This window comes from Paraburkholderia sp. RL18-101-BIB-B, assembly GCF_046026985.1.
Taxonomy (GTDB): domain Bacteria; phylum Pseudomonadota; class Gammaproteobacteria; order Burkholderiales; family Burkholderiaceae; genus Paraburkholderia.
Genome location: NZ_JARESV010000002.1, coordinates 1 through 25,962 on the forward strand (window position 1 = coordinate 1; position 25,962 = coordinate 25,962).

The window sequence follows — 25,962 nt, forward strand, 5'->3', positions numbered from 1 at the left end:
GCCGGCACCCTGGGCGGTTGCGGCAAGGTTCGCGGCTCCGCCACCGCAGCCGACGCCGACGCCGACGCAACTGACGGCTCGACCGGCGTAGTCGCCGGCGCACGACGGGTCGTGCTGCGCGGCACAACCGGCGCCGCCTGCTTCGCCGGCGACTTCGCGAAGAGGTTCTGGAACCAGCCGCGCAAGCGCTCCGAGCGTTCGGCGAACCAGCCCGGTTCCTGGTCGGTCGCGAATTTGACGCGGCTGTCCACCAGCCTCGAACGCTGCGCGCGCTGGAAGAAATCGCCCACGATCGGCAACGCGCTGTGCGCCCCCTGGCCCCAATAGTCGCTGCGCAAGGTCACGCGGCTGTCGTTGAACCCGACCCACGCGCCCGCCACGAGCTGCGGATGAATCAGAATGAACCAGCCGTCCGCGTTGCCCTGCGTCGTGCCGGTCTTGCCCGCGACGTCGCCACGCACGCCGAAGCGGCTGCGAATGCTCGAGCCCGTGCCGCGGTTCACCACGTCGCGCATGACGTCGATCAGCACGCGGTCGGCGTCGGCGGACAGTTCCTGTTTGGACGGCGCCGGCGCGAACTCGGCCAGCACTTCGCCTTTGCGGTTCTCGATGCGCGTCACCATCACCGGCTCCACGTAGCCGCCGAGGTTGGCGATCGTGCCGTAGGCCGAGACCATTTCCTTCAGCGTGACTGGGCTCGTGCCGAGCGCGAGCGACGGCACCGGGTCCAGTTCGCTATCGCGCACGCCCATCGCGCGAGCGAGGCGCGCGACCTTGTTCGGGCCGACCGTCTCCATCAGTTGCGCCGTGATCCGGTTGCGCGAATACGCGAGGCCGTCGCGCAGGCTGATCTTGCGCTCGCTCGGCTCGTCCTCGTCGCTCGGACGCCAGACTTCGCCGCCTGCCAGCGGAATCTCCACGGGCTTGTCGACGAAGGTGTCGGCGGGTTTCGCACCCGACTCGAAGGCCGCCGCGTAGACGAACGGCTTGAAGGTCGAGCCCGGCTGGCGCCGTGCCTGCTGCACGTGGTCGAACGGGTCCTGGCTGAAGTCGCGACTGCCCACCCACGCCCGGATCTGGCCGTTGCGCGGGTCCATTGCGAGAAAGTCCGCCTGCACGCGCGTTTTGGATTCGCAAACCGACTTGACCAGATCGCGGTCGGACGAGACGCGCTTGAGCGCGTCGTCATCGCTCAGGCCGGCGTCTTTCGCGGCGCGGTAGTCGGGTGTTTCGCGCAGGAAGGTCTGCAGAAGATCCTTGCCGTTCGAGCAGCCCGCGCGGGTGCCCCACGCGGAATTGGCGATGCCTTGCAACTGATTGCCCTGCAACGTCACGGCCTGGGTCGCCATCGTCTGCAGACGCGAATCGATGGTGGTGCGCACCACCAGGCCGTCGGCGTACATGTTGTAGTCGTTGCGATCCGCCCACGACGCCAGCCACTTGCGCAATTGCTGCGCGAAATGCGGCGCGGGTCCGGGCGGCTCGGTCTGGCGCTCGAAATCGATCCGCAGCGACCGGCGGCTCAAAGTCGCGTAGGCCGCCGGCGTCAACTTGCCGTATTTGACCATCTGCCCGAGCACGGTATTGCGCCGCTGCAACGCGCGTTCGGGATTGAGCACCGGGTTGTAGTAGCTGTTGCCCTTGAGCATGCCGGTGAGCGTGGCGCTTTCCAGCACAGTCAGATCGGAAGCCGATTTGTCGAAATAGGTGCGCGCGGCCATCTCGATGCCGTAGGCGTTGTAGAGGAACGGCACCGTATTCAGGTAGGTTTCGAGAATCTCGTCCTTGGTGTAGAGCGCCTCGATCTTGAAGGCCGTGATCGCTTCCTTGAGCTTGCGCGTGAGCGTGGGCGCGCGGCCGATCTCGTCGGGATACAGATTGCGGGCGAGCTGCTGGGTAATGGTCGAGCCGCCCTGCCGGTCGCCGGAAAACGTATGCAGCGCGGCCGACGCCGTACGCCGCCAGTCGAGGCCCCAATGCTCGTAGAAACGGTGATCTTCGGTGGCGATCAGCGCATTCACCACGTTGGGCGAGATGTCCTTGAGCTTGACCCACTCGCGGTTGGAGGGCTTGAACTCGGCCAGCAGCTTGCCGTCCGCCGACAGAATCTGCGCCGGCTGCTCGATCTTGGCCTTGCGGATATCGCCGATGCTCGGTGTGAACGGAATCAGGATCAGCACATACAGCACGAACAGCAGCGGAAGCGCCGCGCAAGCCTTCAGCACGCCGCGGCGCGTAGGATGGCGCAAGTGCCACAGGGCCTGCGCGACGAGCGGGTTCGCGAGAGTCAGCCCTTTTTCAAGGGCCGCCAGAAATGAGGGGATGAAGCGCTTCACACTAGCTTACCGTCGGCTTGGAAAGGCGCAATCCTACCAAGATGCGCGGCAGCGGCCGATTTTTTGCCGCGAACGCGCTGCAAGCGCCTCGCAATCCGCCAAACCGCCGCGGCGCGCCCGCAACAATCGCGGCCCACTATAATGTCGCCAATTCCGACAAGAGGTGCTTCATGATCATCAAACCGCGCGTGCGTGGCTTCATCTGCGTTTCCACCCATCCGACCGGCTGCGAGGCCAACGTCCGCGAACAGATCGACTACGTCAAGGCACGCGGCCCCATCGCCAACGGCCCGAAGAAGGTGCTCGTGATCGGCGCATCCACGGGCTACGGCCTTGCCGCCCGCATCAGCGCGGCGTTCGGCTCGGACGCCGCCACGCTCGGCGTGTTCTTCGAGCGCGCCGGCAGTGAAACCAAGGCGGGCACGGCCGGCTGGTACAACACCGCCGCCTTCGAGAAATTCGCCACGGAAAAAGGCCTGTACGCGACCAGCATCAACGGCGACGCCTTCTCCGACGCAGTCAAGCAGCGCACCATCGAAGTCATCAAGCGCGATCTGGGTCAGGTCGATCTGGTCGTCTACAGCCTCGCCGCGCCCAAGCGCACGCATCCGAAAAGCGGTGAAGTGTTCAGCTCGATGCTCAAGCCGGTCGGCCGTGCCGTGAATCTGCGCGGCATCGACACGGACAAGGAAGTCATCAAGGAGACCGTGCTCGAACCCGCCACCCAGCAAGAAATCGACGACACCGTCGCGGTGATGGGCGGCGAAGACTGGCAGATGTGGATCGACGCCCTGCTCGAAGCCGGCGTGCTCGCGGACGGCGCGAAGACCACCGCGTTCACCTACCTTGGCGAGAAGATCACTCACGACATCTACTGGAACGGCTCGATCGGCGCGGCCAAGAAGGATCTCGACCAGAAGGTGCTGGGCATTCGCGAGAAGCTGGCGGCCAAGGGCGGCGACGCGCGCGTCTCCGTGCTCAAGGCGGTCGTCACCCAGGCCAGCTCCGCGATCCCAATGATGCCGCTGTATCTGTCGCTGCTCTTCAAGGTCATGAAGGAGAAAGGCACGCACGAAGGCTGTATCGAACAGGTCTACGGCCTGTACAAGGACAGCATGTACGGCGCGGCGCCGCATCTCGACGACGAAGGACGTCTGCGCGCGGACTACAAGGAGCTCGATCCCGAGGTGCAGAACCGCGTGCAGGAACTCTGGACTCAGGTGACCAACGACAATATCTACGAACTCACTGATTTCAGCGGCTACAAGACCGATTTCCTGCGTCTGTTCGGCTTCGAAATCGCGGGCGTGGATTATGAAGCGGACGTCAATCCGGACGTGCAGATTCCGAAGCTCGTGCAGGTCTGATGAAGCGCGGGGCCTTGGGTGGCCCCGCTTCTGCCTCTTGCGCCGCTAAATCGCGTCGCCGTCCACCCTCCTCGACTGCGCCACGTAGCCGTCCACCGCGCGCATCACACGCACTTCCAGCGCGGCCGCGTCACGCTCGTCGCGCTCACCCGCCTGGTCGACCATGCCGCGCACGATCGCCAGCAGATCGCGCGCGACCAGATCCACATCGTCGAGTTCCGGCACCTGCGCCTTTTCCGTCAGCGCGCTGACCAGCGCCGTATGAATGGTGTCGGCGATGCGTTGATTGCGCTCGTCGACCGGCAAGCGGCGCTCCTCGGCATCGATGATGCGCGCCAGCACCGGCCTGCGCATCTGATGCGCGACGGACGCGCGCACCATCGCCTGCACGCTGTCACGCGAGTTACCCAGTAACGACGCCGCCTCGACGTCCACCACCAGTTGCGCGGTTTCGCGCTCGATCAACGCAACGGTCAACGCGTCGCGATTCGGAAAGTATTGATAAAGCGAGCCGATGCTGACGCCGGCCCGCTCCGCGACCGCGTTGGTGGTGTAGCCGTCGAGTCCGCGTGTCTCCAGAATGCGAGCCGCCGCTTCGAGCACGGTCTCGACGGTTTGCGCCGAACGCCGCTGAAGCGGCGCTTTACGGGGCTTCAGACGCTGCGTGGAAGCTGATCTGGCCATGTCCGGAATGCAAGTTTCAAATGTGAGTATTCGCTCGTATTCTAATCCTGTTTTCGCGAAAACCCCATTAGCCCTTCGACATTCAACAGGACTCGAGCCTCATGACTTCATCTGCCAAAGCCCCCGTACTGACCGTATTCATGCTCGTCAAAACGACGCCCGAATGGCTCGGCTTTTCCGTCGACGAACGCTTCCGTCTGCTGGCCGAACACGTCGAGCCGATCCTCAAGCGTCACGCCGACGAAGTCAGCATGCGCTTTTACGACATCGAATTTTATTCGGCTCGCGTCACCGATATCTGGGTGTGGAATGCGACGAGCCATCACGCGTATGAAATGGTGGTCGAAGCCTTGCGCGAGACGCCGTTCTGGGACCGCTACTTCGACATCGTGGAGATTCTGCCGGGCGTGGAGAACGCCTACGCGAAGAACTACGACCGCGACGCGCTGACGGCGGCCTGAGCCGCGTCGGCCGCGCCGTCACGATCCACTTCAGCAGGGAAACGCGGCCTGGAGCGAACGAAGAATCGCCAGGCCGATCGGAAAGTCGTCCGAAATGCCCGGGTGATTGTTGAAGAACTCGTCGAGCAGCGGATAGACGTTCTGGTTGCCAATGGCGAGATTTTGTGGCGGGCAGAAGAGCGGCGGCTTCTTCTTCGATACCAGCTCGCCGTTGGCCCAGCCGAACGCGTTGATCGTGCCGGTAATGTACGCGGCGTAGACCGAGTTGTTATCGGCATGCGCCCATTTCTTATACTGGGCGGCCGTCATCTCGGCGCTCGCATTCAGAGTGAAACACGCGGCCACAAACGCCAGCGCAACTTTCGATACCCGCATCATGGAACCTTCAATCGGTGTCGCAAAAGCGGCCATTGTAGGCGAGTCGGGGCATACCGCGCAGAAGCGCTTGCATGAGCAGGAAATCCGTAAGCATCGCATACGGATTCTTGTAAGCATCGCGCGTGCGCGCGAACGCGTCATGGCGTGCCGTTGCGGCAATAGGTTCGGTAGGCTTCGCGCGTGGAGAGACGCGCCATATACGCCGCGACCGCGGGCAATTCGCCGTGCTGCAACGGCGTTTCCAGCCAGCGGTTGATGGACAGCGCGATCGGAATGTCCGCGAGCGAAAATGCGTCCCCCGCGATGAACGCGCCGGTTTTCCGCAACTGGTCTTCGATCATGGCCATATGCCTCGCCCAGTTCGCGCACGACAGTTCGATCTGCTGCGGATCCTGGTGAGCCGGCGAATGCCGGACCAGCGCCAGAAACGCGTAGCTCCATGAACGGTTCAATTCACTCGCCTGCCAGTCGATCCACTGATCGCAGCGGGCGCGCTCGCCAGGTTCGACGGGATATAACGACTCGCCGTGATAGCGGCCCGCCAGGTAGCGGATGATCGAATTCGACTCCCACAACACGAACTCGCCGTCCTTGATAACGGGGACCATCGCGTTGGGATTCAGCGCGAGAAATTCCGGCACGTTGGTCGCGCGGAAACCGGAGCCCCAGTCTTCCTGTTCGAATGGAAGCGCGAGCTCCGCGCACGTCCACAACACTTTGCGGACGTTGATGGATGAGGTCTTGCCGAGTATCTGTAGCATGGGTTCAAAGCGTATCGACGTCTCGATGAAACGGACAGGCACAGTTTGCGCCGTGCGCGCCGGGCCAACCGCCTTTCAGTGCGACGCGACGAAGATCGACCCCGGCGCGGGCGGTGGCACGGCAAAGGATTTACGCATCCGGTCGGCCTCCTCGACCGGACTGCGACCGAACAGGCGCTTGAATTCGCGGCTGAATTGCGAGGCGCTTTCATACCCCACCTGCACACACGCGAGCGCCGCCGTCACCTCGTTTCTCACCATCAGCAGGCGCGCCTGGTGCAGCCGCGTCGACTTCAGATATTGCATCGGCGAGGTGCGCGTCACGGCCTTGAAATGCGAGTGGAAGCTCGGCACGCTCATGTTCGCTTCCAGCGCGAGTTGCTCGATGTCGAGCGGCTCGCGATAGCATGCGTGAATCTTGCGGATCACCTTGGCGATTCGGGCGAACTGGCCTTGCGCGGTCAGCGCGGCGCGCATCGATCCGCCCTGCTCGCCGGTCAGCACGTGGAAGTAGATTTCGCGCACCAGTGCCGGGCCGAGCAACTCGGCCTCGAGCGGCACGCTCATTGCCTCAAGAAAGCGCAATACCGAAGCGCTCAACTTCGCGTCAAGCGGCGTCGACATCATGCCGCGCGGCTCGGCCGGCACGCCTGCCTCCCGCTCGTCGAGTTGCAGCATCAGATCGGCGGCCAGCTTGAAGTCGAGGCGGAAATAGATGGCGAGCAAGGGCTCCGCCTCGCTTGCTTCGGTTTCCATGGAGAACGGCACCGGCACCGAGACGGCCAGGTAGTGCTGCGCGTCGTACACATAGACCGTCTCGCCGAGAAAGCCCCGCTTGCGCCCCTGGCACACGATCACCACGCCGGGGTCGTACAGCACCGGTGTGCGGCTGAGCGGCCGGTTCGAGCGCAGAAAGCGCACGTCGGGCAGCGCGGTGAGGTTGTAGCCTTCCAGCGGCGCGAGATTTTCGAGCAAGGCCACCATGCGTTGCCGCGCGCTCGGATCATGGTGTTTGTGCTTCACTGCGGGCCCCGTCGACATGGCTAAGCAGATTGCACTGTGCCATCGTTGCACCGGAAAATCCATCCACTCATAGAATTAGGCAATCACCGCAGACGAACCGGCATTTGCGCCCAGCCCTGCCGCTCCTACCATTCAGTCCTATGCTGGTTTCCGTCGATGCCACGCGTTTTCGCCCGAAAGCGCTGTGTGATGACGGACAAAACAAAGGGGTGGATCACCATGAGCAAAACGTTTCTGATCACCGGCGTCAGTTCCGGTTTTGGCCGCGCATTCGCGCAGGCGGCACTCGACGCGGGCCATACCGTCGTCGGCACGGTGCGCAATGCAGCGGCGCGCGATGCGTTCACGGCGTTGGCGGCCGAACGGGCGCATGCCGTCGTGCTCGACGTCACGGATTTCGAGGCGATCGCGCCTGCTGTCGCCGCGATCACGCAAACGGTCGGCCCGATCGACGTCCTCGTCAACAACGCCGGCTACGGACACGAGGGCACGCTGGAGGAATCGCCGCTCGGCGATCTGCGCCGTCAATTCGATGTCAACGTGTTCGGCGCGGTCGCGATGATCAAGGCCGTGCTACCCGCCATGCGCGAGCGCCGCTCGGGTCACATCATCAACATCACGTCGATGGGCGGCTTCATCACGATGCCCGGCATTGCGTACTACTGTGGCAGCAAGTTCGCGCTCGAAGGCATCACCGACGCGCTGGCGAAAGAAGTGGCGGGTTTCGGCATCAAGGTCACGGCCGTCGCGCCCGGCTCGTTCCGTACGGATTGGGCGGGCCGCTCGATGGTCCGGGCAAGCCGCAGCGTCGCCGACTACGACACCTTGTTTGACCCGATCCGCGAGGCGCGCGAAGCAAAGAGCGGCAAGCAGGCGGGTGATCCGCACAAAGCGGCGCAGGCGCTGCTGGAAATCGTTGCGGCAAAGAATCCGCCGATGCATCTGCTGCTCGGCAACGATGCGCTCGACCTGGTGAAGACGAAGCTGGCGGCGCTGAACGAGGAGATCGAACAGTGGGAACCACTGTCGCGCTCCACGGACTTCGCTTGAGGCAATGGCCCTCATGCGCCGCCATGGGCGCGTGAGGGGCACGGTGAAAAGCGGCGCCTCGGCTAACTCGACCGCTTACTGATTGCGAACCCGAATCGGGCCGCCGATGCTGTTGCACAACAAGTCGCCGTTCGGGAGAAGTTGCGGCTGCGCGTAGCCACCGTTACCCCGGTTGGACGTGCGGCTCATTGTCGGCGTCATGCTGATCGACACCGCGGTAGCGTCGGTCCACGCCGACTTCCATTGATGTTTCACCGGCTCCCCATCGATCCGTTCGGCGCCGCGCGCCGGCTTGTTGATGGGGCCAAGCGAAAGAACGTCGACCAGCTTGTCCTTCTCGCCGTGTTCAGCAATGTTGTTGACCACGAACGCGCTATAGCCCTTGCCGACCACGGATTGCTCGGACTGGATATATCTCATGCTCAGCGGCAAGCCCGCGGTCACCGGGAACTGTCCTGCGATGCGATTGGAATTCGTGCCCGGCTGCTACGTGAAAAGGTGCCATGCGATCGATTGTTCCGCATAGCTCGACGCAGCGAGAGTGACACCGCGTCGCATAAAGCCTGCGGCAAAGCAACCCAGGGAACGGCGGAACCGGGCGCCGCGCGCACGGGTTTCATCCCATTTCACGAAGGCAGAATTCGTGGCATGATTTGATCAAATCCCACAATGCAAAAAAATCCAGCTTTTCCGAACAGGCGGCTCATCGCGCTCCGTTGTCGAAAGCGCCTCGCGCCGCTGTCATCAACCGACTGGAGTCAACCTTGCAAAGCGACCTACACGGCGGCTTGCGCGAATTCCTCGAACATCACCGGATCCATGAAGTGGAGTGCGTGATACCGGACATGACCGGCGTCGCGCGCGGCAAGATCGTGCCTAAGAACCTGTTTCTCTCAGAAGGCAAGATGCATATGTCGAATGCGCTGCTGATGATCACCGTCAACGGCGAATTCGCGAATTTCGAGCGCTTTGTCGGGCCGAGCGATCCCGACATGGTCTGCATTCCCGATCCGAACACGGTGCGCCTTGTGCCGTGGGCCATCGAACAGGTGGCCGTGGTGATTCACGACTGCGTCGGGCTGGACGGCAAACCGATCGGCATCTCGCCGCGCGCGGTATTGCGCCGCGTGCTGCAGCTTTACGAAGAGCGCGGCTGGCGCCCGGTGGTCGCGCCGGAGATGGAGTTCTATCTGATCGCGCAGAACAAGAATCCGCATGAACCGCTGCGCCCGCCGCTCGGCCGCGCGGGGCGCCACGAAGCCGGCCGCCAGTCGTTTTCGATAGACGCGGTCAACGAATTCGATCCGTTCTTCCAGGACCTGTCGCGTTTCTGCGAGATGACGCAGCTCGGCGTCGAGACGCTCGTGCATGAGGTAGGCGCCGGGCAGATGGAGATCAATTTTTCGCACGGCGACGCGCTCGATCTCGCCGACCGCGTGTTCCTGTTCAAACGCGCGGTGCGTGAAACTGCCTTCCGTCACGGCATTTTCGCCACCTTCATGGCCAAGCCGATGGAGCACGAACCGGGCAGCGCGATGCATATTCATCAAAGCATCGTCGATCGGGAAAGTGGCCAGAACATTTTTTCGCTGCCGGACGGCTCGGCGAGCCCGCTGTTTTTCAACTATATCGGCGGCTTGCAGAAGTACATGCCGCAAGCCATGCCCATGTTCGCGCCGTACGTGAACTCCTACCGGCGCCTGTCGCGCTTCACCGCCGCGCCGATCAACGTGCGCTGGGGTTACGACAACCGCACCTGCGGAATCCGCGTGCCGAACTCCGGGCCGGACGGCCGGCGGCTCGAGAACCGCGTGCCGGGCGTCGACGTGAATCCGTATCTCGCCATGGCGGCCACCCTCGCCTGCGGTTATCTCGGCATGGTGGAGCAGCAGGAAGCGTCGACGCCGATGATCGAAAGCGCCTACGACCTCGAGTACGAATTGCCGCGCGGTCTCGAAGACGCGCTCAAGGCGCTGTCGAAATGCGGCGAACTCGCCGAGGTGCTCGGCGACAGCTTCGTGCAGGCGTATTGCGCGGTGAAGGAAAAGGAATTCGAGACCTTCTCGCAAGGCATTACCGCGTGGGAACGCGAGCATCTGCAACTGCTCGTCTGAGCGTGGACCGCAGCCGACAACCTGATTGGAGAGCGTGCAATTGCAATTGAATACCCGTCACGGCATCAACTGGGCGCGCGCGCAAGCGCTCGTCGAACGCGAACGCCGCGCGTTCGTCGAGGCCATGCCGAAGTCGCGCGCGTTGTCCGAACGCGCGGCGCGTCACCTGCTGTTCGGCGTGCCGCTGCACTGGATGAACGACTGGTCGACACCCTTCTCGCTTTACGTCGAAGAGGCGCGCGGCGCCGCGTTCACCGATGTGGACGGTCACCGCTATGCGGACTTCTGCCTCGGCGACACCGGCGCGATGTTCGGCCATTCGCCGGCGCCCGTCGCGCGAGCGCTCGCCGCGCAGGCGCAACGCGGTTTGACGACCATGTTGCCGGGCGAAGACGCCGCCTGGGTCGGCGAAGAACTCGCGCGCCGTTTCGGGCTGCCGTACTGGCAGTTCGCGATGACCGCGAGCGACGCCAACCGCTTCGTGCTGCGCTGGGCGCGCGCGGCGACCGGGCGCAAGCAGATCGTGATTTTCAACGGCTGCTATCACGGCACCGTGGACGACGTCTTCGTCGATCTGGTCGACGGCAAGCCGCAACAGCGCGACAGTTTGATCGGCCAGGTTCACGACCTGCTCGGCAGCACGCGCGTCATCGAATTCAACGACCTGGCCGCCTTGGAAAACGCGCTAAAAGATGGCGACGTGGCCTGCGTGCTCGCCGAACCCGCGCTGACCAACATCGGCATGGTGCTGCCCGAGGCGGATTACTGGCGTGAGGCGCAAGCGCTGATGCGCCGCTACGGCACGCTGCTCGCCATCGACGAAACGCACACGATCAGTTGCGGCCCCGGCGGTTATACGAAGGCGCACGGGCTCGAACCCGATCTGTTCGTGCTGGGCAAACCGGTCGGTGGCGGCTTTCCGTGCGCTGTATATGGCTTTAGCGCCGAATTCGCCGCGCGGGCCCAGCAGGCCAAGCGCGGTGCGCCGCCGGGACACTCCGGCATCGGCACGACGCTCACCGCGAACATGCTGGCCATGAGCGCGATCCGCGCCACGCTCGCCGAGGTGATGACCGACGCGGCATACGAGCATATGTTCACGCTGGCGGAGCGCATCGAGAGCGGACTGCGGGACGCGATTGGGCGGCACGGACTTGCGTGGTGCGTGACGCGTGTCGGCGCCCGCAACGAATTCCAGTTCATGCCGACGCCGCCGCGCAACGGCAGCGAAGCCGGACGCCAGCTCGATCCCGAACTGGAACACGTCTTGCACCTTTATTTGCTGAACCGTGGCGTGTTGATCACGCCGTTTCACAACATGATTCTGGTCTGCCCGGAAACGTCGATAGAACACGTGGACAAGCTGGTCGCCGCGTTCGACGCCTGTCTTGGCGAACTGACCTAAAGTCGCGTCGACTTTTTTTGCACCCTTTTTGAAGGGGTTTTGCATCGAGCATTATGAAAACTTCGCGCCATCACACGCTGCAGGACCAGACCTACGACACGCTGCGGCAGTGGCTGACGATCGGACGCTTTGTGCCCGGCGAGCGCATCAAGATCCGCCACGTCGCCGCCGAGCTCGGCGTGGGCGAAATGCCGGTGCGCTCCGCCTTGCAGCGCCTCGCGGCCGAATCGGCGCTCGTCAACGTGCCCAATTGCGGCGTGACGGTGCCGCATCTGTCGAAACAACAGTTCGACGATGTACTGCGCGTGCGCCTGATTCTCGAAGGCCAGGCCGCCGAACTCGGCGTGCCGCATCTCACGGCGCACGACATCGCCACGCTGGAAAAACTGAATGTGCAGATGGCGCAGGCGTTGCGCAGTGCCGACACTAAAGGCTATCTCGACGCCAACGAGGCATTCCATCTGGTTCTGTACCGGGCGGCCGGCTCGCCGCTGCTGCTGGAGTTGATCGAAACCGTGTGGCTGCAAGTCGGGCCGATTTCGAATTTGCTGTTCGGCGAGGCGCTATTTGCCGATTCGCTCAATGATGCGCACGACGATCTGTTGAGCGCTGCCAGAGCGCGCGACGCTGCCGGCGTGCGGCGGGCGATCGAGCGTGACCTGAATCATGCTGCGACGTGCTTGCGGGCGCAGTGCTTGTAGGCATGCGATGGGTGATCGGGCGCAATCTTCCGAGTCTTGCAGCGATGTGTGTGCGGGCGCATTGCCCAAGATGCTCACTCTGAACCGTGCGACGGTGACTGAACGCGACCTGCGCCACGCGACAACATATTTGCGCTTGCCGAGCCTGAGGACGTTCCGACTTGAAGCACCGGAGTGACCTGGCCGCGCTCAGCCTTTTAGCGTCGCCTGCTCGAGAATCATGTCGTAAAGCGCCTGCGCCGCCGGCGACAACTGCGCGGTCTTGCGCGCCACGAGAACGAGCGTGCGCGACACGGCGGGATGCGTGAGCTCGACGGTGCGCACCGTCGGATACGCGCCCTTCTGAAGCGCGAGCGCCGGCACCACGGCCGCGCCCACGCCTTGCGCGACCAGCCCCACCGCCGTCGAACTGCGCTGCACCTCGTAAAAGGAGCGCAGCGCCAGTTCGCTCGTTTCCAGCGCGAGGTCCAGTAACGCGCGGTTGCCGCTCACCTCGCCCGCAAAGATCAGCGGATAAGCCTGCAGCTGCTGCCAGGCGATGCGGCGCCGCTTCGCCAGCGGATGATGCTCGTGGCAGATCAGCACATAGCGGTCCTCCGTGAGCGGCACGCTGGCCAGATCCGGATGATGCTCGCGCGCGATATTGATGCCGAACTCGACCTCCCGGCGCAACACCGCCGCCTCCACCGCTGACGACGCGTGATCGAGAATCCTGATGCGGTTATGCGGATACCGCGCCGAATACGCTTGCAGAATGCGCGGCAAATATTGCACGCCCACCGTCGGCACGCAGGCGATCGACACATCGCCGCGACGCGCCACGCCGGTCTCGCGGATTTCGACCAGCGCGTCGGCCAGTTCACCGAGCAAGCGGCGCGCTTGCGGCAGAAAACTGCGCCCGATTTCGGTGAGCGCCGTGGAGCGTGTGGTCCGCTCGATCAGTGTGACGCCGAGGTAGGTTTCGAGCTTGCGCAGACGCTGCGTGATGGCCGTTTGCGTGACATGCAATGAATCGGCGGCGCTCTGGAAGCTGCCGCGATCCGCAATGGCGACGAACGCCTGAACGCCGAGCGTGTCGATTTTCATTAGAAAAATGAAGGAATCGGAATGATAAATTCATTTTACTCCGCCCTTGTGGGCGCTGAGAATGAGCGGATTGGATCGGTTCGAACCGCCGAAGAGACGCAATCGCCGGCCACCGATCCGGCCACCACGGACACAAGGAGCATCAGATGACGTCGAAGAAGGATTGGCACGCGAAGCAGTACGTGTTGTTCGAAAACGAGCGCACACGCCCGGTCAGAGATCTGCTGGCGGCTGTGCCGCCGACGGAGGTGAAGAGCGCGGTGGACATCGGCTGCGGACCCGGCAACTCGACCGAGGCGCTCGCCGCGCGCCTGCCGGGCGCGGCGGTCAGCGGCATGGACAGTTCGCCCGACATGATCGAGGCGGCCCGCAAGCGTCTGCCGCAATTGCAGTTCGACGTGAGCGACATTTCCACGTGGGACGCGCCGGGACCGTACGACCTGATCCTCGCCAATGCGGTGCTGCAATGGGTACCCGACCACGAGCGGCTGTTTCCGTCGCTCGTGACGAAGCTCGCGCCGGGCGGCAGCCTCGCCGTGCAGATGCCGGACAATCTGGACGAACCCGCGCACCGTCTGCTGCGCGAAATCGCTGCTGACGGCCCTTGGGCCCACCAGCTCAAGGGCGTCGAGCGCACCATGCGCTATGGCGCCGGCTGGTACTACGCGTTGCTCGAACCGCTGTGCGCGCGGGTCGACGTGTGGCGCACCGTCTACCACCACCCGCTCGCGGGCGGCGCGGACGCGGTAGTCGAATGGTTCAAGGGCAGCGCGCTGCGGCCGTTCCTCGCCGAGCTCGACGACGCCGGACAAGCCGCTTTCTTGCAGCGTTACCGGGACGCGATCGCCGCGGCTTATCCGGCGCTCGCCGACGGCACGGTGCTGCTGCCGTTTCCGCGGCTGTTCATCGTCGCCACCCGCTAGCGGCGGCGGCCCGCGAGCGGGTGGCCGTGCCGGCTGTGGCGCCGGCGCGCGCCAGGGTACTCAGGAATTGCCCTGCTTGAATTCTGCGTGATATTGTTCAATGAAAGTGGGGAACGGCGACTCGCCGTTCTCACCGGAACGCAATTTTCAGCAGCGAGCGTCGCCATGAGTGATGTACGCCATCATCTGAGTCCACGAGACCGTTTGGAGCTGTTGTGCTGGCTCACATGCGGGAGTCTTGGCGCCTATTACCTGAATGAGGACTGGCCGGACGCGGCGTTTCATGTGCAGGCCGCGCATAAGTGGCTCGACCGGCGGGCGCGCGAGGCTGATTGGCTCACGATCGCCAAGTTGACCGCTACCGCGGTGGAGATTGCGCGGCGGCATGCGCAGTTTGTCGAAGCGGATTGGGCGAGAGATGCGGTTGAGGAGATTCTTGATACTGATGAGCTCGATCCTCAAGCAAGGCTTGTGAGGCAGGTTATTGCGGATTGTCAGAGTGCTTTGGCGGATAAGAGGTTGGCGGATTGATTTTGGGTTTTGGCCTTTCCTTGAAATCATAGTGGTCTATTAGCGTTGCCCCTGTGCGGGGCGGCACCTACTTTCTTTGCCGCCGCAAAGAAAGCGCCTTCACACCGCTAATTCTTAAGCGGGTCCCTCGCGCAGCCACGGTAGGGAGCCGCCGTCAATACGTTTCGGGACAAAGTGGCACTGTTCGCATTCCAGATCAAGCAACGTGAGCTGATACCATTGTGCCGCTCCAATCTGTTTCACCCCGCATCTATTCCGCAAACGCCTGCACATGCTCCAGCGCCCCGTCACGGGGCGCAATATCGAGCCAGTAACCGAACGGCCCGATTACCTCCACCTCCGAAATCCGCGCGAGACGGCCGTCAGCCAGTTCCTCGCCGATCATGTTGCGATCCACGATTGCGAGTCCTACGCCTTTGCGCGCGGCACGTATCGCCTGCTTGAGCATGGAGAACTCGATCCCGTTTTCCGCGTAATGCGCGGGCATACCGGCCATTGCCAGCCAGTCCGGCCAGAGACTGAGGCGCGCGTTTTCATGCAGCACGTGCAGCGCGGGCAACCGGTCAAGTGGCGCGCCGACCGGCTCACCCGTCAGGTGACGTGCGCCAACAAGCGCGTGGCGCTCGATCATCAGCAATTCCGAATGCACGCCCTGTAACGCCTCGCGTCCAAACCGGATGGCGCAGTGACAGTCGTCGGTGGGCTCGGTGCGGATCGATAGCTTGACATCGGGTAGCGCCAGCGCGAGCGCCGCGACTTGCGGCGAAAACTTTTGTCGCAAAGGCCGGAGGCATCGAGACAATCAGGCAGCGGTGTCCGGCTTCGCTGGCAATGTGCCGGCATCCCCGCTCGATCATGTCGAAAGCCTCGGCGAGACAGGGCCGCAACTGCGCGCCGGCTGCGGTCAGGCGGATACCCGCATGGTCGCGCTCAAACAGCCGGACCCCAAGGGAATCCTCAAGCATCCTGATCTGCCGGCTGACCGCGCCCTGGGTCACGCATAGCGCGGCAGCGGCCCGGTCGAAACTCAGGTGACGGGCCGTTTCATCAAAGAAGCGCGGCGCGATCAGTGAAGGCAAGCGTCGCAAGGATCACCTTCGGTCTTTCCAATCATTCAGGTAAACGAAGTATTCCGGGGTGCCGGTCCACTGAAATTCAGGCCCGCAGGCGGTCAAAGGGATAAAACCCGCCTGCGCACGCGTGGCCCTTTTCGGGGACCGGCAGACTGATTCGATCGCAACGCGGCGCGGCACACTAGCGTTGTACCGAATTTACAAGTCGCTGAGATCAACCTGGCTCTCTCATTCCTGGTACGCCCCACGAATCGTCAGAGGGCGGGCCCGAAAGCGGGACGAAATGCCACTGTTCAAACGCTGGATCGAACAGGGCGTGGTTCAAATGGTCATGGCGTAGCCCGGTCCCGCGAGCCCGCATATTCGTGCGCATCGTTTCCACTCTTCGAACTGCAAGTTCAATTTTTCGGCGCGATCTGCACCGGGCCAAATCCAGGAATTAACCGCGCTGTTTGCTTCCTGCCACGCGTAAAGGCCCGCCCCGTCATACAGCGTGTTCAACATCGCGATGCGTATCCGCATCCACCCCAAACTCCCCGGGCTTACGTGCCTCTGCGGCCGAATCCATTTCAAGCACCTTGCAAATGTGAACCGGCTCTCCCTCCTGCGTCAGCAAGAGCCGGTTCGCCTCGCCCATCCACGACACATGCAGAGCCGCAGCCGCAGACCCGTCGGCCGTGCGCAAAGGATTGTGCGCCGATGGCTGCGGCCCATGCAATGTCGTAACGCAAACCAGGCTTCCTTATGCGCGCCCCTTCGATGAGCGCATCAAGCGGCGACATGAAACATAGAGCCAACTTGCCTTCCCATCCCTCGACCGCGATCCGCGCCACATCAAACACCCCCGGTTCGTCTTCCAGCAGCAACACATATGCGCGAGGTTTGAAAAAGAACAGCAAACGGGACCGCGGTGGCAGTATCCCGCGCGCAACTGCAATCCGTTCATAGTGCGCATCAACGGCTTCTCTCTCGCGCCGCTCGCGCAGACTCCTGGAGCGTTGGTCTCCAGCCTTCACCTGTCATCTCCCTTTAGCCTTGTATTCGTCATCACTCATGCCAGACTGGAAATCAGACGGCAACCGCACGTAGCAAGATGCCCCTGACGCGCGACGGGCGTACTGCGATCCATGATTTTCCTGTCGCCTTCGAGGATCACGTTAGGCCGGACCTCGGGGTGCAGCGGGCACTCGACGAGATCGCCCTTGCGAACCACGCGCCGTCCGCCGTACCGCATGGTGTCGGAGGCGGTGATAACTTCGCCGCCGTGGTCGGTGGTGTCACTTAGTCGGATGAGGTCGATCATCTTTGCCTCCTCGATCAATGAACTCTGAGGTACTCACTTGCGATTGGTTCGGCGGCGGATTCACTTCAATTGCATAGAAATCCTCTTTAACAGTTTGTGCTCCTCCCGGCCCGTCAACTTCCTTTCCGTTTTCGTCGAAGAAGTGCGCATCGGTGTCTATCACCACCTGGATCGAGCAGGAATCGCTACCAGGCGCGCTACGGAGCCTTGCACATACTTGGTATGGTCCAATTCGCGCCAACGCCAACTTTGGATTTACATCGGCTCCAATCGTTACTCCAGTCGCATCTTTCTCAAACTGAAATGTTTGCAACAAAAATTGTGCAAAGAAGGGTCGCTGTTTAATCAACGGCAAAACCTGTTTTTCAAAGTCAACTGTTCCATCCGCGAAGCAACTTGATCCATAGGAAGTCAACGACAAAAATATTGCCCAAAATAATTTTGACCTTTTCATGCGCTAGTCCTTTATATATTTGACGCGACGCTGAGTTCCATTAACCCCACCATGCAGCCACGCTTGCACAACACTAGCGCCAGCACCCAAAAAATTATCGACATGGCGGCCAACGATGGCGCTTCCACGATCGTCTGCATATCGATCCCCAACGCCATCAATATTGACGTGTGCGCGCGGAGGAATTACGTTCCTATCGACCGCTATTGAATGGTTTTCCGTCACCGGCCCAAACGAACCTTGAACTGTATTCGTGTATGCAAAGGTGACTTGCGCCGGATCCTGGATATGGTCGCGATGTCCATGGCTGTTCAAATGCCACGTAGTAGTCATGCTAACAAATCGTACGTAGCGACCGTTTAAAGCCATTCCTGTGCCTTGCATGACGACTCCGGATGCACTGAAAAGAAAGTCATATCTGTGCTGGTCGCCCAACCCGTTCCCGTCGGTCATCTCGCCACCAAAATCCGATTCATTGCAGACGTTATAGCCAGTGATCAAAAACGTTCCTTCGTACCATGCGTTCTTTAAAGTAATCGAAAGCGGCTGCGCAGAAATATCTGGATTGTCCACAGACAGCCGAAGTTCGCCAGAATTCCTACTTTCAAGCGTGATCATTATCGTGCCATCGGGACCCGTAGATGATGAACTTAGCCTGATGACATCGCCGCTACGATTGCTCTTAATTGACACGCCCTTTCCTGCGATTGGCGTTCCGTCCGATGTCTGCCGCACGATTATCTTTATCTTCAATTGATAGAGAATATTTCCATGCAGGACAGTAGACGCAGACGGAATAATTGGTAAGACGTCACCATGCAGATTGTTTTGAACCTCCCAGCGCAACACGGCGTCGGCCACAGGTACAGTCACATTAGACATGGGATGCGGATTCGAAACACCGTAGCCGACAGCAGTCGAAGGTGCGGCAACTGGAGCAGCGGCAGGCGCCCCCTCAGACGCGGGATTAGCTGTCGGCGACTGAATATCACTCATAAATCAACCTCCATGGACCAGATGAACGGTTAATTTTTCCGCACCGTTTGTTGCTACCCGCATGGTCTTGCCCGTGACGTCTGTAATGCCATCGACAATTTCACCTGACTCCCTCACAATTCTGTATTTGACATTAGGCAGCGGCTTACCTGTCGTCTTATTCACAAACGTAAATTGCTCGTCGTGAGGTTTGCTCGGCATATTAAGAGGTTTAGCTACCGGTCCGGGTATGTCAAACCCTGCACAATGAAATAAACATTGGCCCTCGGTATAGATAAATGCTCCATTCGAATTCAGTGTCAATTGCGTCCCGCCCGCATTTAACGTAATTTCATTCGGGGTTTTAAGATTGATTGGACCCTGTTCGCTTATGATCTCAACAATTTTCTGAGCGAGCAGACTCATGCCGTCGGTTTTCGCCTCCAGCGAGATTTTTCCCGCCGCCGCAACCATTGTGATACCCATGCGCTGAACGAAAACGCTGAAGCGCTCCCGTATCGAAGCGACAAGTGACTTGCCTGCTGCAATGCCGACACTCAGGCCGGTGGTCAATGCCAGATGCTCGTTACTGGCAATGTGCGTGCTTTTCCCCGCAGTCAGTGCAGTGCTGGCGGCACTTGCGAGTACAAGCTGTGGCTCTGAAAGTTCCGGGAACAGATTGTCGTCGGTCTTCGGTCCACCACGGATGCCGTCGTTCTGGGCCTCCAGCGCGCTCGTGATTTCAGACTGATCGGTTCCTGACTGCTGCGCTTCGTGATACTGGGCCTGCTCCAGGAGGCTTTCCTGTAGCTCACGCGCTGCCGTAAGTCTCTGCACCGTCTCGCCCATGTCCTTGACGGGGGCCGTTGCGCCCGCGCGCGTTTCGGTCGTAATGAGAATACCCGGTGCGCGCATCACGGCGTTTGCATCAGTGGCGATCTCGATGCCTTCGCCCCGCGCTTCCTTGCGCCCCTTGTTGCCGTCGATGCGCGTGTTGTAGCCGACGATCAGCCGTGACTGCGCGTAATCGCTGCTGACCTGTACCTGAAGTTTGCCGGGCGTGTCGTCTGCGACGATCTGGTTGGCCTGGAACCCTTTCAGTTCCTGCGTCCGCGTGCCGCTCAGTGCGTAGTTGGCTGGCAGTAACCACGGTGGCTGCCTGAACCGGTTGACCATCCGGTCGGCAATATAGGGCTTGTCAGGGTCGCCTTCATGGTAGTTGATCGTCACTTCCTGGCCGAGGCCGTGTAAAAACGTGCAGAAAGGCCGGTTGGTGAAGTCCCGACGGGAGCACGATTGTGTTGGACCGGCACGCAAGCAGATGATGTGATCGAGCTTTGCTCGGCGAACAACGTCGGCGCGCGAGTTCACGCGCCTGCCAGCTTCATTGCGCGCATCGTCTTTGCGAACCCGAGAATCCTGATGACTCGCTTGAGGTTGTATGCCAGCACATGCAAACTCATTTCGGCCGCGACATGGCCCAAACGGCGCGTCTGGAAGTGGGTCGAACCCATCCAGTGTTTGAGCGTGCCGAACACATGTTCGACCGTTCGGCGTCGTATCGTCATGGCGTCGAGCTGGCGATCCAGCCTTGACTGCATTTTCTCAAGCACCGCTTCGTGTTCCCATCGTCGGATACGCCGGTAGTCAGCTGGTGTGCACTGGCTTTTCATGGGGCACTTCGGGCAAGCGCTACTCCAGTAGGTACGCAGGGTCATTGGATTTTCGCGCTCCACCGAACTGAATCGGTAAATCGCTCGTTGGCCCGCCGGACACAGGTACTGGTCGTCTCTGGCGATGTAGATGAAGTCGGCCCGGTCGAATCGTCCATCAGCCTTTGCACTGGAGGTTTGCATTTTCGGCACCAGCGCCGCGATACCGGCGTCATCGCACGCCTTGATCTCCGGGGCACTGAAGTACCCACGATCGGCCAGTGCCTTGATTGTCTTCTTGCCCATGGCATCGCGGGCGGCCTTGGCCATCGGGCTCAACTGCGTCCGGTCGTTGCCGATGTTCGTCACCTCATGGGCCACGATGAGGTGATGCTTCGTGTCGACAGCCACCTGAACGTTGTAGCCGACCACGCCTGTGCCCTTGGCTTGCGACATCATCGAGCGTGAGTCGGGATCAGTTAGCGAGACCTGTTTTCCCGGTAAATCATTCAACAGTTCTGCGGCATGATCCAGATCGCGCATCTGTTCGCGCAGCGTTTCAATCTTTTCCCGTAGCCGTTCGGTTTTTGCTTCTACCTCGGCCGGTTGTGTTCGGTCGGCGGTCTCCAGTGCATCCAGATAGCGCTGAATGCTTTGCTCGATTTGCTCCCGACGCTTCGCAATCTTGTTGGGTGTGAAGTTGTTATCGCGGCTGTTGACCGCCTTGAACTTGCTGCCGTCGATGGCCACGACTGCTTGCGTGAAGAGTTTCAGGTCACGGCATATCACCACGAAGCGCCGGCATACATTGCGAATGCCGGGACCATTGCTGCGCCTGAACTCGGCAATCGTCTTGAAGTCTGGCGCGAGGCGACCAGTCAGCCACATCAGTTCGACATTGCGTTGACACTCCCGCTCCAGACGTCGGCTCGATTGCACGCGATTGAGATAGCCGTAGATGTAGATCTTGAGCAGCACGGCCGGATGGTAAGCCGGTCGGCCTGTGATCGCGGGCGTGGTGCCTTCGAATCCGAGGGATGCCAGTTCGAGTTCTTCGACGAATGCGTCAACAATCCGCACAGGGTTGTCTTCAGCGATGAAGTCATCGAGACACTCTGGCAATAGTGTGGTCTGACTGCGTTGCGCACCTTCGACAAATCGCCCCATCTGCGCCTCTCGTTTCAGCAGGTTGATTCAGTCTAGGTGATCGGCGGGGTTTTGACACGGCCTCGGCCAATACGGGGCACGTAGATCGAGCCGAACGAATTGCCCTGCCATGGTGAAGACACGCGTACCCAGCAGCTCGCGTTCTCGTCCTTCGGCCTGTCCACGTCCCACAGGTAGCAGATCTTGACCCGGCCGTACGCATCGACCCAGGTCGTCTGATCCTTGGGACCGACCACCACGGCTGTCTCGGCGTAACAGCGGGGCTTCTTCTTCGGCCTGTTCCTGAAGAACCGGTTCGGCGACTGCAGCACGAAGTCAGTCACGCACTGGAACTGGCCCGCGCCCGGCGTTCTGGCCGATGTTCTGCCCGATATCGTCGTCTCGCTCACGTTGCGGATATCGAGTGTGGTCGACACCACCAGGTACTCCGCATTGACATCTGACTCCGGGTGATCCGTGAGAAAGAATGTCCTGCCGGTCTTCAGGCCGAGCAGATTGCCCTGGCCCCTGAGACGTTCGTTGCGCGAGTAAAGCGCATGGGCGCGCACACCTGCAAGATAGTGTGCTTCCTCCAGATAGTTGTTCGGCTGGCCCGACAGACCCGTTGCGCCGGCAAGGGGCTGCGAGTAGTCGCCCCAGTGACGCTCTTCGGCCTTGTGCAGTTCCCCGAACGCATCATGTTCCTCGACGAACTTCTGCGCTCCACGCGTATAGTCGTAATCGACTACGGTCACTCTGGCAGCCGTGACCCTGCGCGACGCCTTCAGTCTGTAGATGGTTTCCTCATCGATGCGCCCACCCTCGCGCTCGTGATAGCGGATCGAGTCATAAGCATTCCTGTGCGGCTCGTGGACACCGGGTCCGTCGCATAACACCAGCCTGTTGTTATCCTCAAAGTAGTAAATCCCCCATTCGCGCCATAGCCGGGTCAGAAAATGGAAGTCGGATTCCCACACCTGCCGTACGAAGTCGCGCAGCGGGTAGCCGCCTTTTAATCCGTGAGCGGACACCTTCACATCAAACAGGACCGGGTGCTCGCGCAGCACGTCCCGCGTGATATCCAGCACGCTCCTGTTCTGGAATATGCGACTGCGCGAGGCCTTTGTGGTCAGCCACAGGGCGGGACGCACGACAAGGCGGTAGTACGTGCGGCGATCATCGACACCGGTCATCTCGACTCTGGCGATGATCCCCGTAATCGTCCTGACGCCCGCTCCGACATTACCGGCGCCGCTATCGCCAGGCATCCCCGGAATGAATGTTCCCTTCCGGTCGAACTCGATTGAGATGGTGATGTCCTTGCCGACCAGCTTGGCGGGGACGATCCGAAACCTGGTGTTGTACTGGGAAAGCCCCGGCGAGTACGTTGTCGCCATGTCCAGCGTGTATCTGTACAGCTTGCCGAGCGCCTCGGTGCCACGCAGCCGCACGGGAGACAGGACCGGCACACCGCGATCAACCGGGAACGCATTGCACGACACGCTCAGGGTGCGTGACTGGCTGGGGTTATACATGGACACTCCCTGGACTGACTTGCACCAGTAGGCCTTCGCATGCCCTCATACGCTTTGCCTTGCTCAATTTGACGTTTTCATTATCAAATTGGATTTTGTTAGGCGTATATAGGATCACCGTAAAAATTGGTCAAATCGATTACATAGATAGGCATTTCGCATAACCAGGCGAATGGTTGATCGAAGACATAAGCGGGGGACACTGTTTAAGGCAGGGGAGAGTTTTCTGACCAGATGCTTTGCGCGGGATTGTCGGATCGAGCGAACTGCAGGGCATAAAAAAAAGAGCCCGCCGGGGGCGGGCTAAAGGCATACGCACGAAGCGAAAGCTGTCGGGGAGGCCGTTATGTTCCGCTCGCATACGCAGATCGATTAACCGCCATCCGGCGGGATTCACCAATAGGATGAATCTGAATCTCGCGCGAGGTCATCACCGGATACGGTTGATTCTGTACAGCCGCATGCTTTCACCCGTGCCTGAATGATGCATCGCTAGCCACAGGTCCACATCGTATTCGCGGTCAGGATGGCGCTTTATCACATTGGCAATGGCGCGCAGACTGGTACGCCGCACAGTTTCATGCGATCCCGGCTTGAACAGTGCGTCGCCTGGCTCAAGCTGTTCGATCTGCCAGGTCAGCGACCCCGCAACCAGTTCGCCCGCCCGGGTGGTCGGTCTATGCGGGTGTGCCACGTAGATCATTGCGCCCCCCGGGTCCGTGTTCGTCGCTAGTGCTTCCCGCCCGGGGCGTTGCTACCGCGCCTTTCCGCCCGTTCCTTATCCGCGACTTCTGTCGCAGGCTGTGGATTCTCATCCGTCTGTAGCATTGTCAGTGCCTCCGGTAAGAGAGCCGCACTATAGCAACGCCGAAAGCTGGCAGAAGAACGTCACGGCGTCATCCTCCGTTTGCCGGTGGATCAGATGCTGCCCTTTGCGAAACGAAGATAAGGGGTCATTGCGCGTCCGATCGAGCGGTGCTCCGAGGGGAAAAAGTAGGCTTGTTACTGCTAATACTTATGACAGAAGCCCCACCGCTCGTCAGGCATGCATCGCGCACCATGGATACAAATGCGCCGTTTGCGGGTTCTGTTTCGAGGAAAAGTACGGTGCGCTTGGTGCGGGTTACATTGAGGTGCATCACCTGAATCAGGTCGCGGACATCGATGAGGAGCACCTGATCGATCCAATCACGGACCTTCGTCCCGTGTGCGCAAACTGCCACCGCATGCTTCACAAGCAGAGACCCCCACCTGTCCATAGACGAACTCAGGCTGCGTAGCGACCCGGCGAACAGGAAGTCGGCTACCAGCGAATAGTTCAAATAGCCGATGGGTTGTGGCGTCAATCCTGAGCTATCCACAATCTCTCGGATCTGTTTGCCGACTCGCCCATCCTTTCAGCCTCTCTCGCTGCGGCTAACGACGGTTGCACGTCCACAAGACGTCGTTGAGGGCCTTGCCCGGCCGAGCATCCGAGGCGGGCCGATCAGGGGCGGTCACAGCAGACGGGCTGCTGGTTAAACGCACCAAATCCAACCGAGCAGCGGGTCGCAGAAATTCCCCTATAGCTCCCCTAACAGATAGGGGAAATTTTCCCTGTCGGGGTAGAAGCGCTCAAACCCTTACCGGATAAGGCTTTGCGCAAGGCAGGGTTTCACCCAAGGTTGCCCCGCACAGGGGCAACGCCAATAGACCGACAAGATTCCAAGGAAAGGCCCAAAACCCCAAAAAGACCACATCCAATTCAACCACCCAAAAAAACCAACCTCAAAAATTATGCCGCAGCCCCACAATCACAGAAACCTGCTTATCCGTATCCGAATTAACGATATTCGGAATCTGCGCCAGGTTCTCCGTCGCGCCGGTTGCCGGGTCAATCCCTAATCCAGCCCCTGAGGACTTCTGCCCAATCGCGACCGCATAAACAGCGGTGCGCTTGGACAAGCTATACACAGCACCGAGGTTGATCTGATGCACGCGAGTAGAAGCACTGCCGCTCGGCTTGGCGTCATTGAAAATATAAGCAAACCCTAGCTGCAAATCCGGCGCGAGCGCATAAGTCGTATTCAACTCGGCAATATCGAACGACACATCAGCCCCGGCAGGCCGCGCCGCACTCGCAATGTACTGACTCTGCGACAACCGCGTATGCGTATACGTCACCGCCACATTCGCCTTGCCGAACGAATACGAACCCCCTGCCCCAAAAATCCGTATCTTGCTCGCATCCTGCAACAGACAATACGACGCGTCCGCATTCGCACAGCTGAAGTCGCCGATATAGCCACTCGTGCCCCCCAACGCCGCCTGCAATGGCTGATTCAACTCCAGATACCCCGCGCTCAGCGACAACGGTCCCTGCGCATAATTCGCCGCCAGCGCCCACCCCTTGTTCTGCGAAAAATTCCCCGCCACGCCACCAAGGCTGAACAATCCCCCAACGGTAAACCCGCCAAAACTCGGACTGATGTACTTGATCGAATTGTTGAAGTTGAACGCCTCGTTCAGATTGTCGACGTCGCCGAAATGGGAACCGTACAACGTCGCCCAGTTATTACTCGATGCATACGCGCCCATGTAGTCCGAGAACGGATCGTATTGCCGGCCGAACGTCAGCGCGCCATACGTCGAGTTGTTCACACCGACCCACGCATTGCGATTGAACAGCGTATTCGATTGCAGCATCGCGCCGCTGCCGATCAGAAAGCTGTTCTCCAACGCGAAGTTGACCGTCGTGCCGCCGCCGATATCCTCCGTGCCCATCAAGCCCCAGCGCGACGGCACCAGATTGCCGCCCGCCAGTTGATAGTTCGCGTGTCCGTTGGTGTTGCCGTCGGCGAGCGTCGTCTGCTGGTTGTTCGTGTAGACGAGGCCGGCGTCGACCGTGCCGTAAAGCGTCACCGAAGATTGCGCGTGCGCGCCCATCGAAAGGCCGAACGCGGCCAACGCAAGCGCCGAGCGCTTGACGAAAGTGTCTGCCATGATTGTCTTGTCGAGAAGTGAG

25 protein-coding genes and 1 pseudogene are annotated in these 25,962 nt (G+C 60.9%); 9 read left to right on the plus strand and 17 right to left on the minus strand.

From position 1 onward, the window contains the following. Window positions 1-2,336 (minus strand): penicillin-binding protein 1A (locus tag P0D73_RS03020; protein ID WP_408429634.1); only part of this gene is annotated, 2,336 nt, incomplete at its 3' end. A 170-nt stretch (window positions 2,337-2,506) separates the two neighbouring features. On the opposite strand from P0D73_RS03020, the gene fabV reads away from it, so the two are divergent. Next, window positions 2,507-3,703, plus strand: a complete 1,197-nt coding sequence (gene fabV, locus P0D73_RS03025) for an enoyl-ACP reductase FabV (protein WP_408311607.1) — start codon at window positions 2,507-2,509, stop codon at window positions 3,701-3,703. 45 nt (window positions 3,704-3,748) lie between these two features. Here the strand turns inward: fabV and P0D73_RS03030 are convergent, their stop codons facing one another. Continuing rightward, window positions 3,749-4,387: a TetR/AcrR family transcriptional regulator gene (locus P0D73_RS03030; RefSeq protein WP_408311610.1), complete on the minus strand. Its 639-nt coding sequence runs from the start codon at window positions 4,385-4,387 to the stop codon at window positions 3,749-3,751. Window positions 4,388-4,488: 101 nt separating this feature from the next. Between P0D73_RS03030 and P0D73_RS03035 the strand changes: the two genes are divergently transcribed. After that, window positions 4,489-4,848, plus strand: coding sequence for a darcynin family protein (locus P0D73_RS03035; protein WP_408429637.1), 360 nt, complete (start codon window positions 4,489-4,491; stop codon window positions 4,846-4,848). A 30-nt stretch (window positions 4,849-4,878) separates the two neighbouring features. Here the strand turns inward: P0D73_RS03035 and P0D73_RS03040 are convergent, their stop codons facing one another. The 3 genes from P0D73_RS03040 to P0D73_RS03050 form a co-directional block, all read right to left on the minus strand. Further along, a complete protein-coding gene (locus tag P0D73_RS03040) occupies window positions 4,879-5,157 on the minus strand; it encodes a hypothetical protein (RefSeq protein WP_243658157.1) in 279 nt (92 codons plus the stop codon). A 206-nt stretch (window positions 5,158-5,363) separates the two neighbouring features. Continuing rightward, window positions 5,364-5,987 carry a glutathione S-transferase family protein gene (locus P0D73_RS03045; RefSeq protein ID WP_408429640.1) on the minus strand — a complete coding sequence of 208 codons (624 nt, stop codon included), beginning with the start codon at window positions 5,985-5,987 and terminating at the stop codon, window positions 5,364-5,366. 75 nt (window positions 5,988-6,062) lie between these two features. Then, window positions 6,063-7,010, minus strand: coding sequence for an AraC family transcriptional regulator (locus P0D73_RS03050; RefSeq protein WP_408291340.1), 948 nt, complete (start codon window positions 7,008-7,010; stop codon window positions 6,063-6,065). Window positions 7,011-7,229: 219 nt separating this feature from the next. On the opposite strand from P0D73_RS03050, the gene P0D73_RS03055 reads away from it, so the two are divergent. Further along, a complete protein-coding gene (locus tag P0D73_RS03055; protein ID WP_408429643.1) occupies window positions 7,230-8,060 on the plus strand; it encodes an oxidoreductase in 831 nt (276 codons plus the stop codon). 75 nt (window positions 8,061-8,135) lie between these two features. Here P0D73_RS03055 and P0D73_RS03060 read toward each other — a convergent pair whose 3' ends face one another. Next, window positions 8,136-8,504, minus strand: a complete 369-nt coding sequence (locus P0D73_RS03060; RefSeq protein ID WP_408429646.1) for a hypothetical protein — start codon at window positions 8,502-8,504, stop codon at window positions 8,136-8,138. Between the two features lie 320 nt (window positions 8,505-8,824). On the opposite strand from P0D73_RS03060, the gene P0D73_RS03065 reads away from it, so the two are divergent. The 3 genes from P0D73_RS03065 to P0D73_RS03075 are packed head-to-tail and all read left to right on the plus strand — an operon-like array spanning window position 8,825 to window position 12,280. Continuing rightward, window positions 8,825-10,174, plus strand: a complete 1,350-nt coding sequence (locus P0D73_RS03065; protein ID WP_408429648.1) for a glutamine synthetase family protein — start codon at window positions 8,825-8,827, stop codon at window positions 10,172-10,174. 46 nt (window positions 10,175-10,220) lie between these two features. After that, on the plus strand, window positions 10,221-11,579 hold the full coding sequence (locus P0D73_RS03070) for an aspartate aminotransferase family protein (RefSeq protein WP_408430243.1): 1,359 nt from the start codon (window positions 10,221-10,223) through the stop codon (window positions 11,577-11,579). Window positions 11,580-11,632: 53 nt separating this feature from the next. Continuing rightward, window positions 11,633-12,280, plus strand: coding sequence for a GntR family transcriptional regulator (locus tag P0D73_RS03075; RefSeq protein ID WP_408291349.1), 648 nt, complete (start codon window positions 11,633-11,635; stop codon window positions 12,278-12,280). 189 nt (window positions 12,281-12,469) lie between these two features. On the opposite strand, the gene P0D73_RS03080 is transcribed toward P0D73_RS03075, so the two are convergent. After that, the gene (locus P0D73_RS03080; protein ID WP_408429651.1) at window positions 12,470-13,366 is read right to left on the minus strand and encodes a LysR family transcriptional regulator; all 897 of its coding nucleotides are present in this window, start codon (window positions 13,364-13,366) and stop codon (window positions 12,470-12,472) included. 146 nt (window positions 13,367-13,512) lie between these two features. On the opposite strand from P0D73_RS03080, the gene tam reads away from it, so the two are divergent. Both tam and P0D73_RS03090 read left to right on the plus strand, forming a co-directional pair. Continuing rightward, on the plus strand, window positions 13,513-14,289 hold the full coding sequence (tam, locus tag P0D73_RS03085) for a trans-aconitate 2-methyltransferase (RefSeq protein ID WP_408176902.1): 777 nt from the start codon (window positions 13,513-13,515) through the stop codon (window positions 14,287-14,289). 165 nt (window positions 14,290-14,454) lie between these two features. Beyond that, a complete protein-coding gene (locus tag P0D73_RS03090) occupies window positions 14,455-14,820 on the plus strand; it encodes a hypothetical protein (protein ID WP_310811900.1) in 366 nt (121 codons plus the stop codon). A gap of 250 nt (window positions 14,821-15,070) precedes the next feature. Here the strand turns inward: P0D73_RS03090 and P0D73_RS03095 are convergent. The 9 genes and pseudogenes from P0D73_RS03095 to P0D73_RS03135 all read right to left on the minus strand — a co-directional run bounded on the left by P0D73_RS03095 (window position 15,071) and on the right by P0D73_RS03135 (window position 23,661). Next, a pseudogene (locus tag P0D73_RS03095) lies at window positions 15,071-15,908 on the minus strand (LysR family transcriptional regulator). Window positions 15,909-16,462: 554 nt separating this feature from the next. Beyond that, window positions 16,463-16,909 carry a hypothetical protein gene (locus P0D73_RS03100; protein WP_408291354.1) on the minus strand — a complete coding sequence of 149 codons (447 nt, stop codon included), beginning with the start codon at window positions 16,907-16,909 and terminating at the stop codon, window positions 16,463-16,465. 35 nt (window positions 16,910-16,944) lie between these two features. Next, the gene (locus tag P0D73_RS03105; protein WP_408429654.1) at window positions 16,945-17,196 is read right to left on the minus strand and encodes a PAAR domain-containing protein; all 252 of its coding nucleotides are present in this window, start codon (window positions 17,194-17,196) and stop codon (window positions 16,945-16,947) included. Next, entirely contained in the window at window positions 17,171-17,650 is a 480-nt protein-coding gene (locus P0D73_RS03110; RefSeq protein WP_408291358.1) for a hypothetical protein, read from the minus strand. The genes P0D73_RS03105 and P0D73_RS03110 overlap by 26 nt, the downstream gene beginning before the upstream one ends. A gap of 3 nt (window positions 17,651-17,653) precedes the next feature. After that, a complete protein-coding gene (locus tag P0D73_RS03115; protein WP_408311630.1) occupies window positions 17,654-18,646 on the minus strand; it encodes a 3D domain-containing protein in 993 nt (330 codons plus the stop codon). Between the two features lie 3 nt (window positions 18,647-18,649). Next, window positions 18,650-19,996: a DUF2345 domain-containing protein gene (locus tag P0D73_RS03120; RefSeq protein ID WP_408429656.1), complete on the minus strand. Its 1,347-nt coding sequence runs from the start codon at window positions 19,994-19,996 to the stop codon at window positions 18,650-18,652. After that, window positions 19,993-21,444 carry an IS1182 family transposase gene (locus P0D73_RS03125; RefSeq protein ID WP_408429658.1) on the minus strand — a complete coding sequence of 484 codons (1,452 nt, stop codon included), beginning with the start codon at window positions 21,442-21,444 and terminating at the stop codon, window positions 19,993-19,995. Before P0D73_RS03125 ends, P0D73_RS03120 begins: the two co-directional genes overlap by 4 nt. A gap of 32 nt (window positions 21,445-21,476) precedes the next feature. Further along, a complete protein-coding gene (locus P0D73_RS03130) occupies window positions 21,477-22,958 on the minus strand; it encodes a type VI secretion system Vgr family protein (protein WP_408429661.1) in 1,482 nt (493 codons plus the stop codon). Between the two features lie 430 nt (window positions 22,959-23,388). Next, window positions 23,389-23,661, minus strand: a complete 273-nt coding sequence (locus P0D73_RS03135; RefSeq protein ID WP_408429664.1) for a hypothetical protein — start codon at window positions 23,659-23,661, stop codon at window positions 23,389-23,391. 130 nt (window positions 23,662-23,791) lie between these two features. On the opposite strand from P0D73_RS03135, the gene P0D73_RS03140 reads away from it, so the two are divergent. Beyond that, window positions 23,792-24,238, plus strand: coding sequence for an HNH endonuclease (locus P0D73_RS03140; protein WP_408429667.1), 447 nt, complete (start codon window positions 23,792-23,794; stop codon window positions 24,236-24,238). A gap of 487 nt (window positions 24,239-24,725) precedes the next feature. Here P0D73_RS03140 and P0D73_RS03145 read toward each other — a convergent pair whose 3' ends face one another. Further along, window positions 24,726-25,940, minus strand: coding sequence for a porin (locus P0D73_RS03145; protein ID WP_408175389.1), 1,215 nt, complete (start codon window positions 25,938-25,940; stop codon window positions 24,726-24,728). Window positions 25,941-25,962: the final 22 nt, after the last annotated feature.

Excerpts from the sequence above, each read along its gene's own strand:
- fabV (WP_408311607.1), top strand. The coding sequence starts at position 2,507 with ATGATCATCAAACCGCGCGTGCGTGGCTTCATCTGCGTTTCCACCCAT.
- P0D73_RS03030 (WP_408311610.1), bottom strand. The coding sequence starts at position 4,387 with ATGGCCAGATCAGCTTCCACGCAGCGTCTGAAGCCCCGTAAAGCGCCG.
- P0D73_RS03035 (WP_408429637.1), top strand. The coding sequence starts at position 4,489 with ATGACTTCATCTGCCAAAGCCCCCGTACTGACCGTATTCATGCTCGTC.
- P0D73_RS03040 (WP_243658157.1), bottom strand. The coding sequence starts at position 5,157 with ATGACGGCCGCCCAGTATAAGAAATGGGCGCATGCCGATAACAACTCG.
- P0D73_RS03045 (WP_408429640.1), bottom strand. The coding sequence starts at position 5,987 with ATGCTACAGATACTCGGCAAGACCTCATCCATCAACGTCCGCAAAGTG.
- P0D73_RS03055 (WP_408429643.1), top strand. The coding sequence starts at position 7,230 with ATGAGCAAAACGTTTCTGATCACCGGCGTCAGTTCCGGTTTTGGCCGC.
- P0D73_RS03075 (WP_408291349.1), top strand. The coding sequence starts at position 11,633 with ATGAAAACTTCGCGCCATCACACGCTGCAGGACCAGACCTACGACACG.
- P0D73_RS03080 (WP_408429651.1), bottom strand. The coding sequence starts at position 13,366 with ATGAAAATCGACACGCTCGGCGTTCAGGCGTTCGTCGCCATTGCGGAT.
- tam (WP_408176902.1), top strand. The coding sequence starts at position 13,513 with ATGACGTCGAAGAAGGATTGGCACGCGAAGCAGTACGTGTTGTTCGAA.
- P0D73_RS03090 (WP_310811900.1), top strand. The coding sequence starts at position 14,455 with ATGAGTGATGTACGCCATCATCTGAGTCCACGAGACCGTTTGGAGCTG.
- P0D73_RS03105 (WP_408429654.1), bottom strand. The coding sequence starts at position 17,196 with ATGATCGACCTCATCCGACTAAGTGACACCACCGACCACGGCGGCGAA.
- P0D73_RS03110 (WP_408291358.1), bottom strand. The coding sequence starts at position 17,650 with ATGAAAAGGTCAAAATTATTTTGGGCAATATTTTTGTCGTTGACTTCC.
- P0D73_RS03115 (WP_408311630.1), bottom strand. The coding sequence starts at position 18,646 with ATGAGTGATATTCAGTCGCCGACAGCTAATCCCGCGTCTGAGGGGGCG.
- P0D73_RS03125 (WP_408429658.1), bottom strand. The coding sequence starts at position 21,444 with ATGGGGCGATTTGTCGAAGGTGCGCAACGCAGTCAGACCACACTATTG.
- P0D73_RS03130 (WP_408429661.1), bottom strand. The coding sequence starts at position 22,958 with ATGTATAACCCCAGCCAGTCACGCACCCTGAGCGTGTCGTGCAATGCG.
- P0D73_RS03135 (WP_408429664.1), bottom strand. The coding sequence starts at position 23,661 with ATGATCTACGTGGCACACCCGCATAGACCGACCACCCGGGCGGGCGAA.
- P0D73_RS03145 (WP_408175389.1), bottom strand. The coding sequence starts at position 25,940 with ATGGCAGACACTTTCGTCAAGCGCTCGGCGCTTGCGTTGGCCGCGTTC.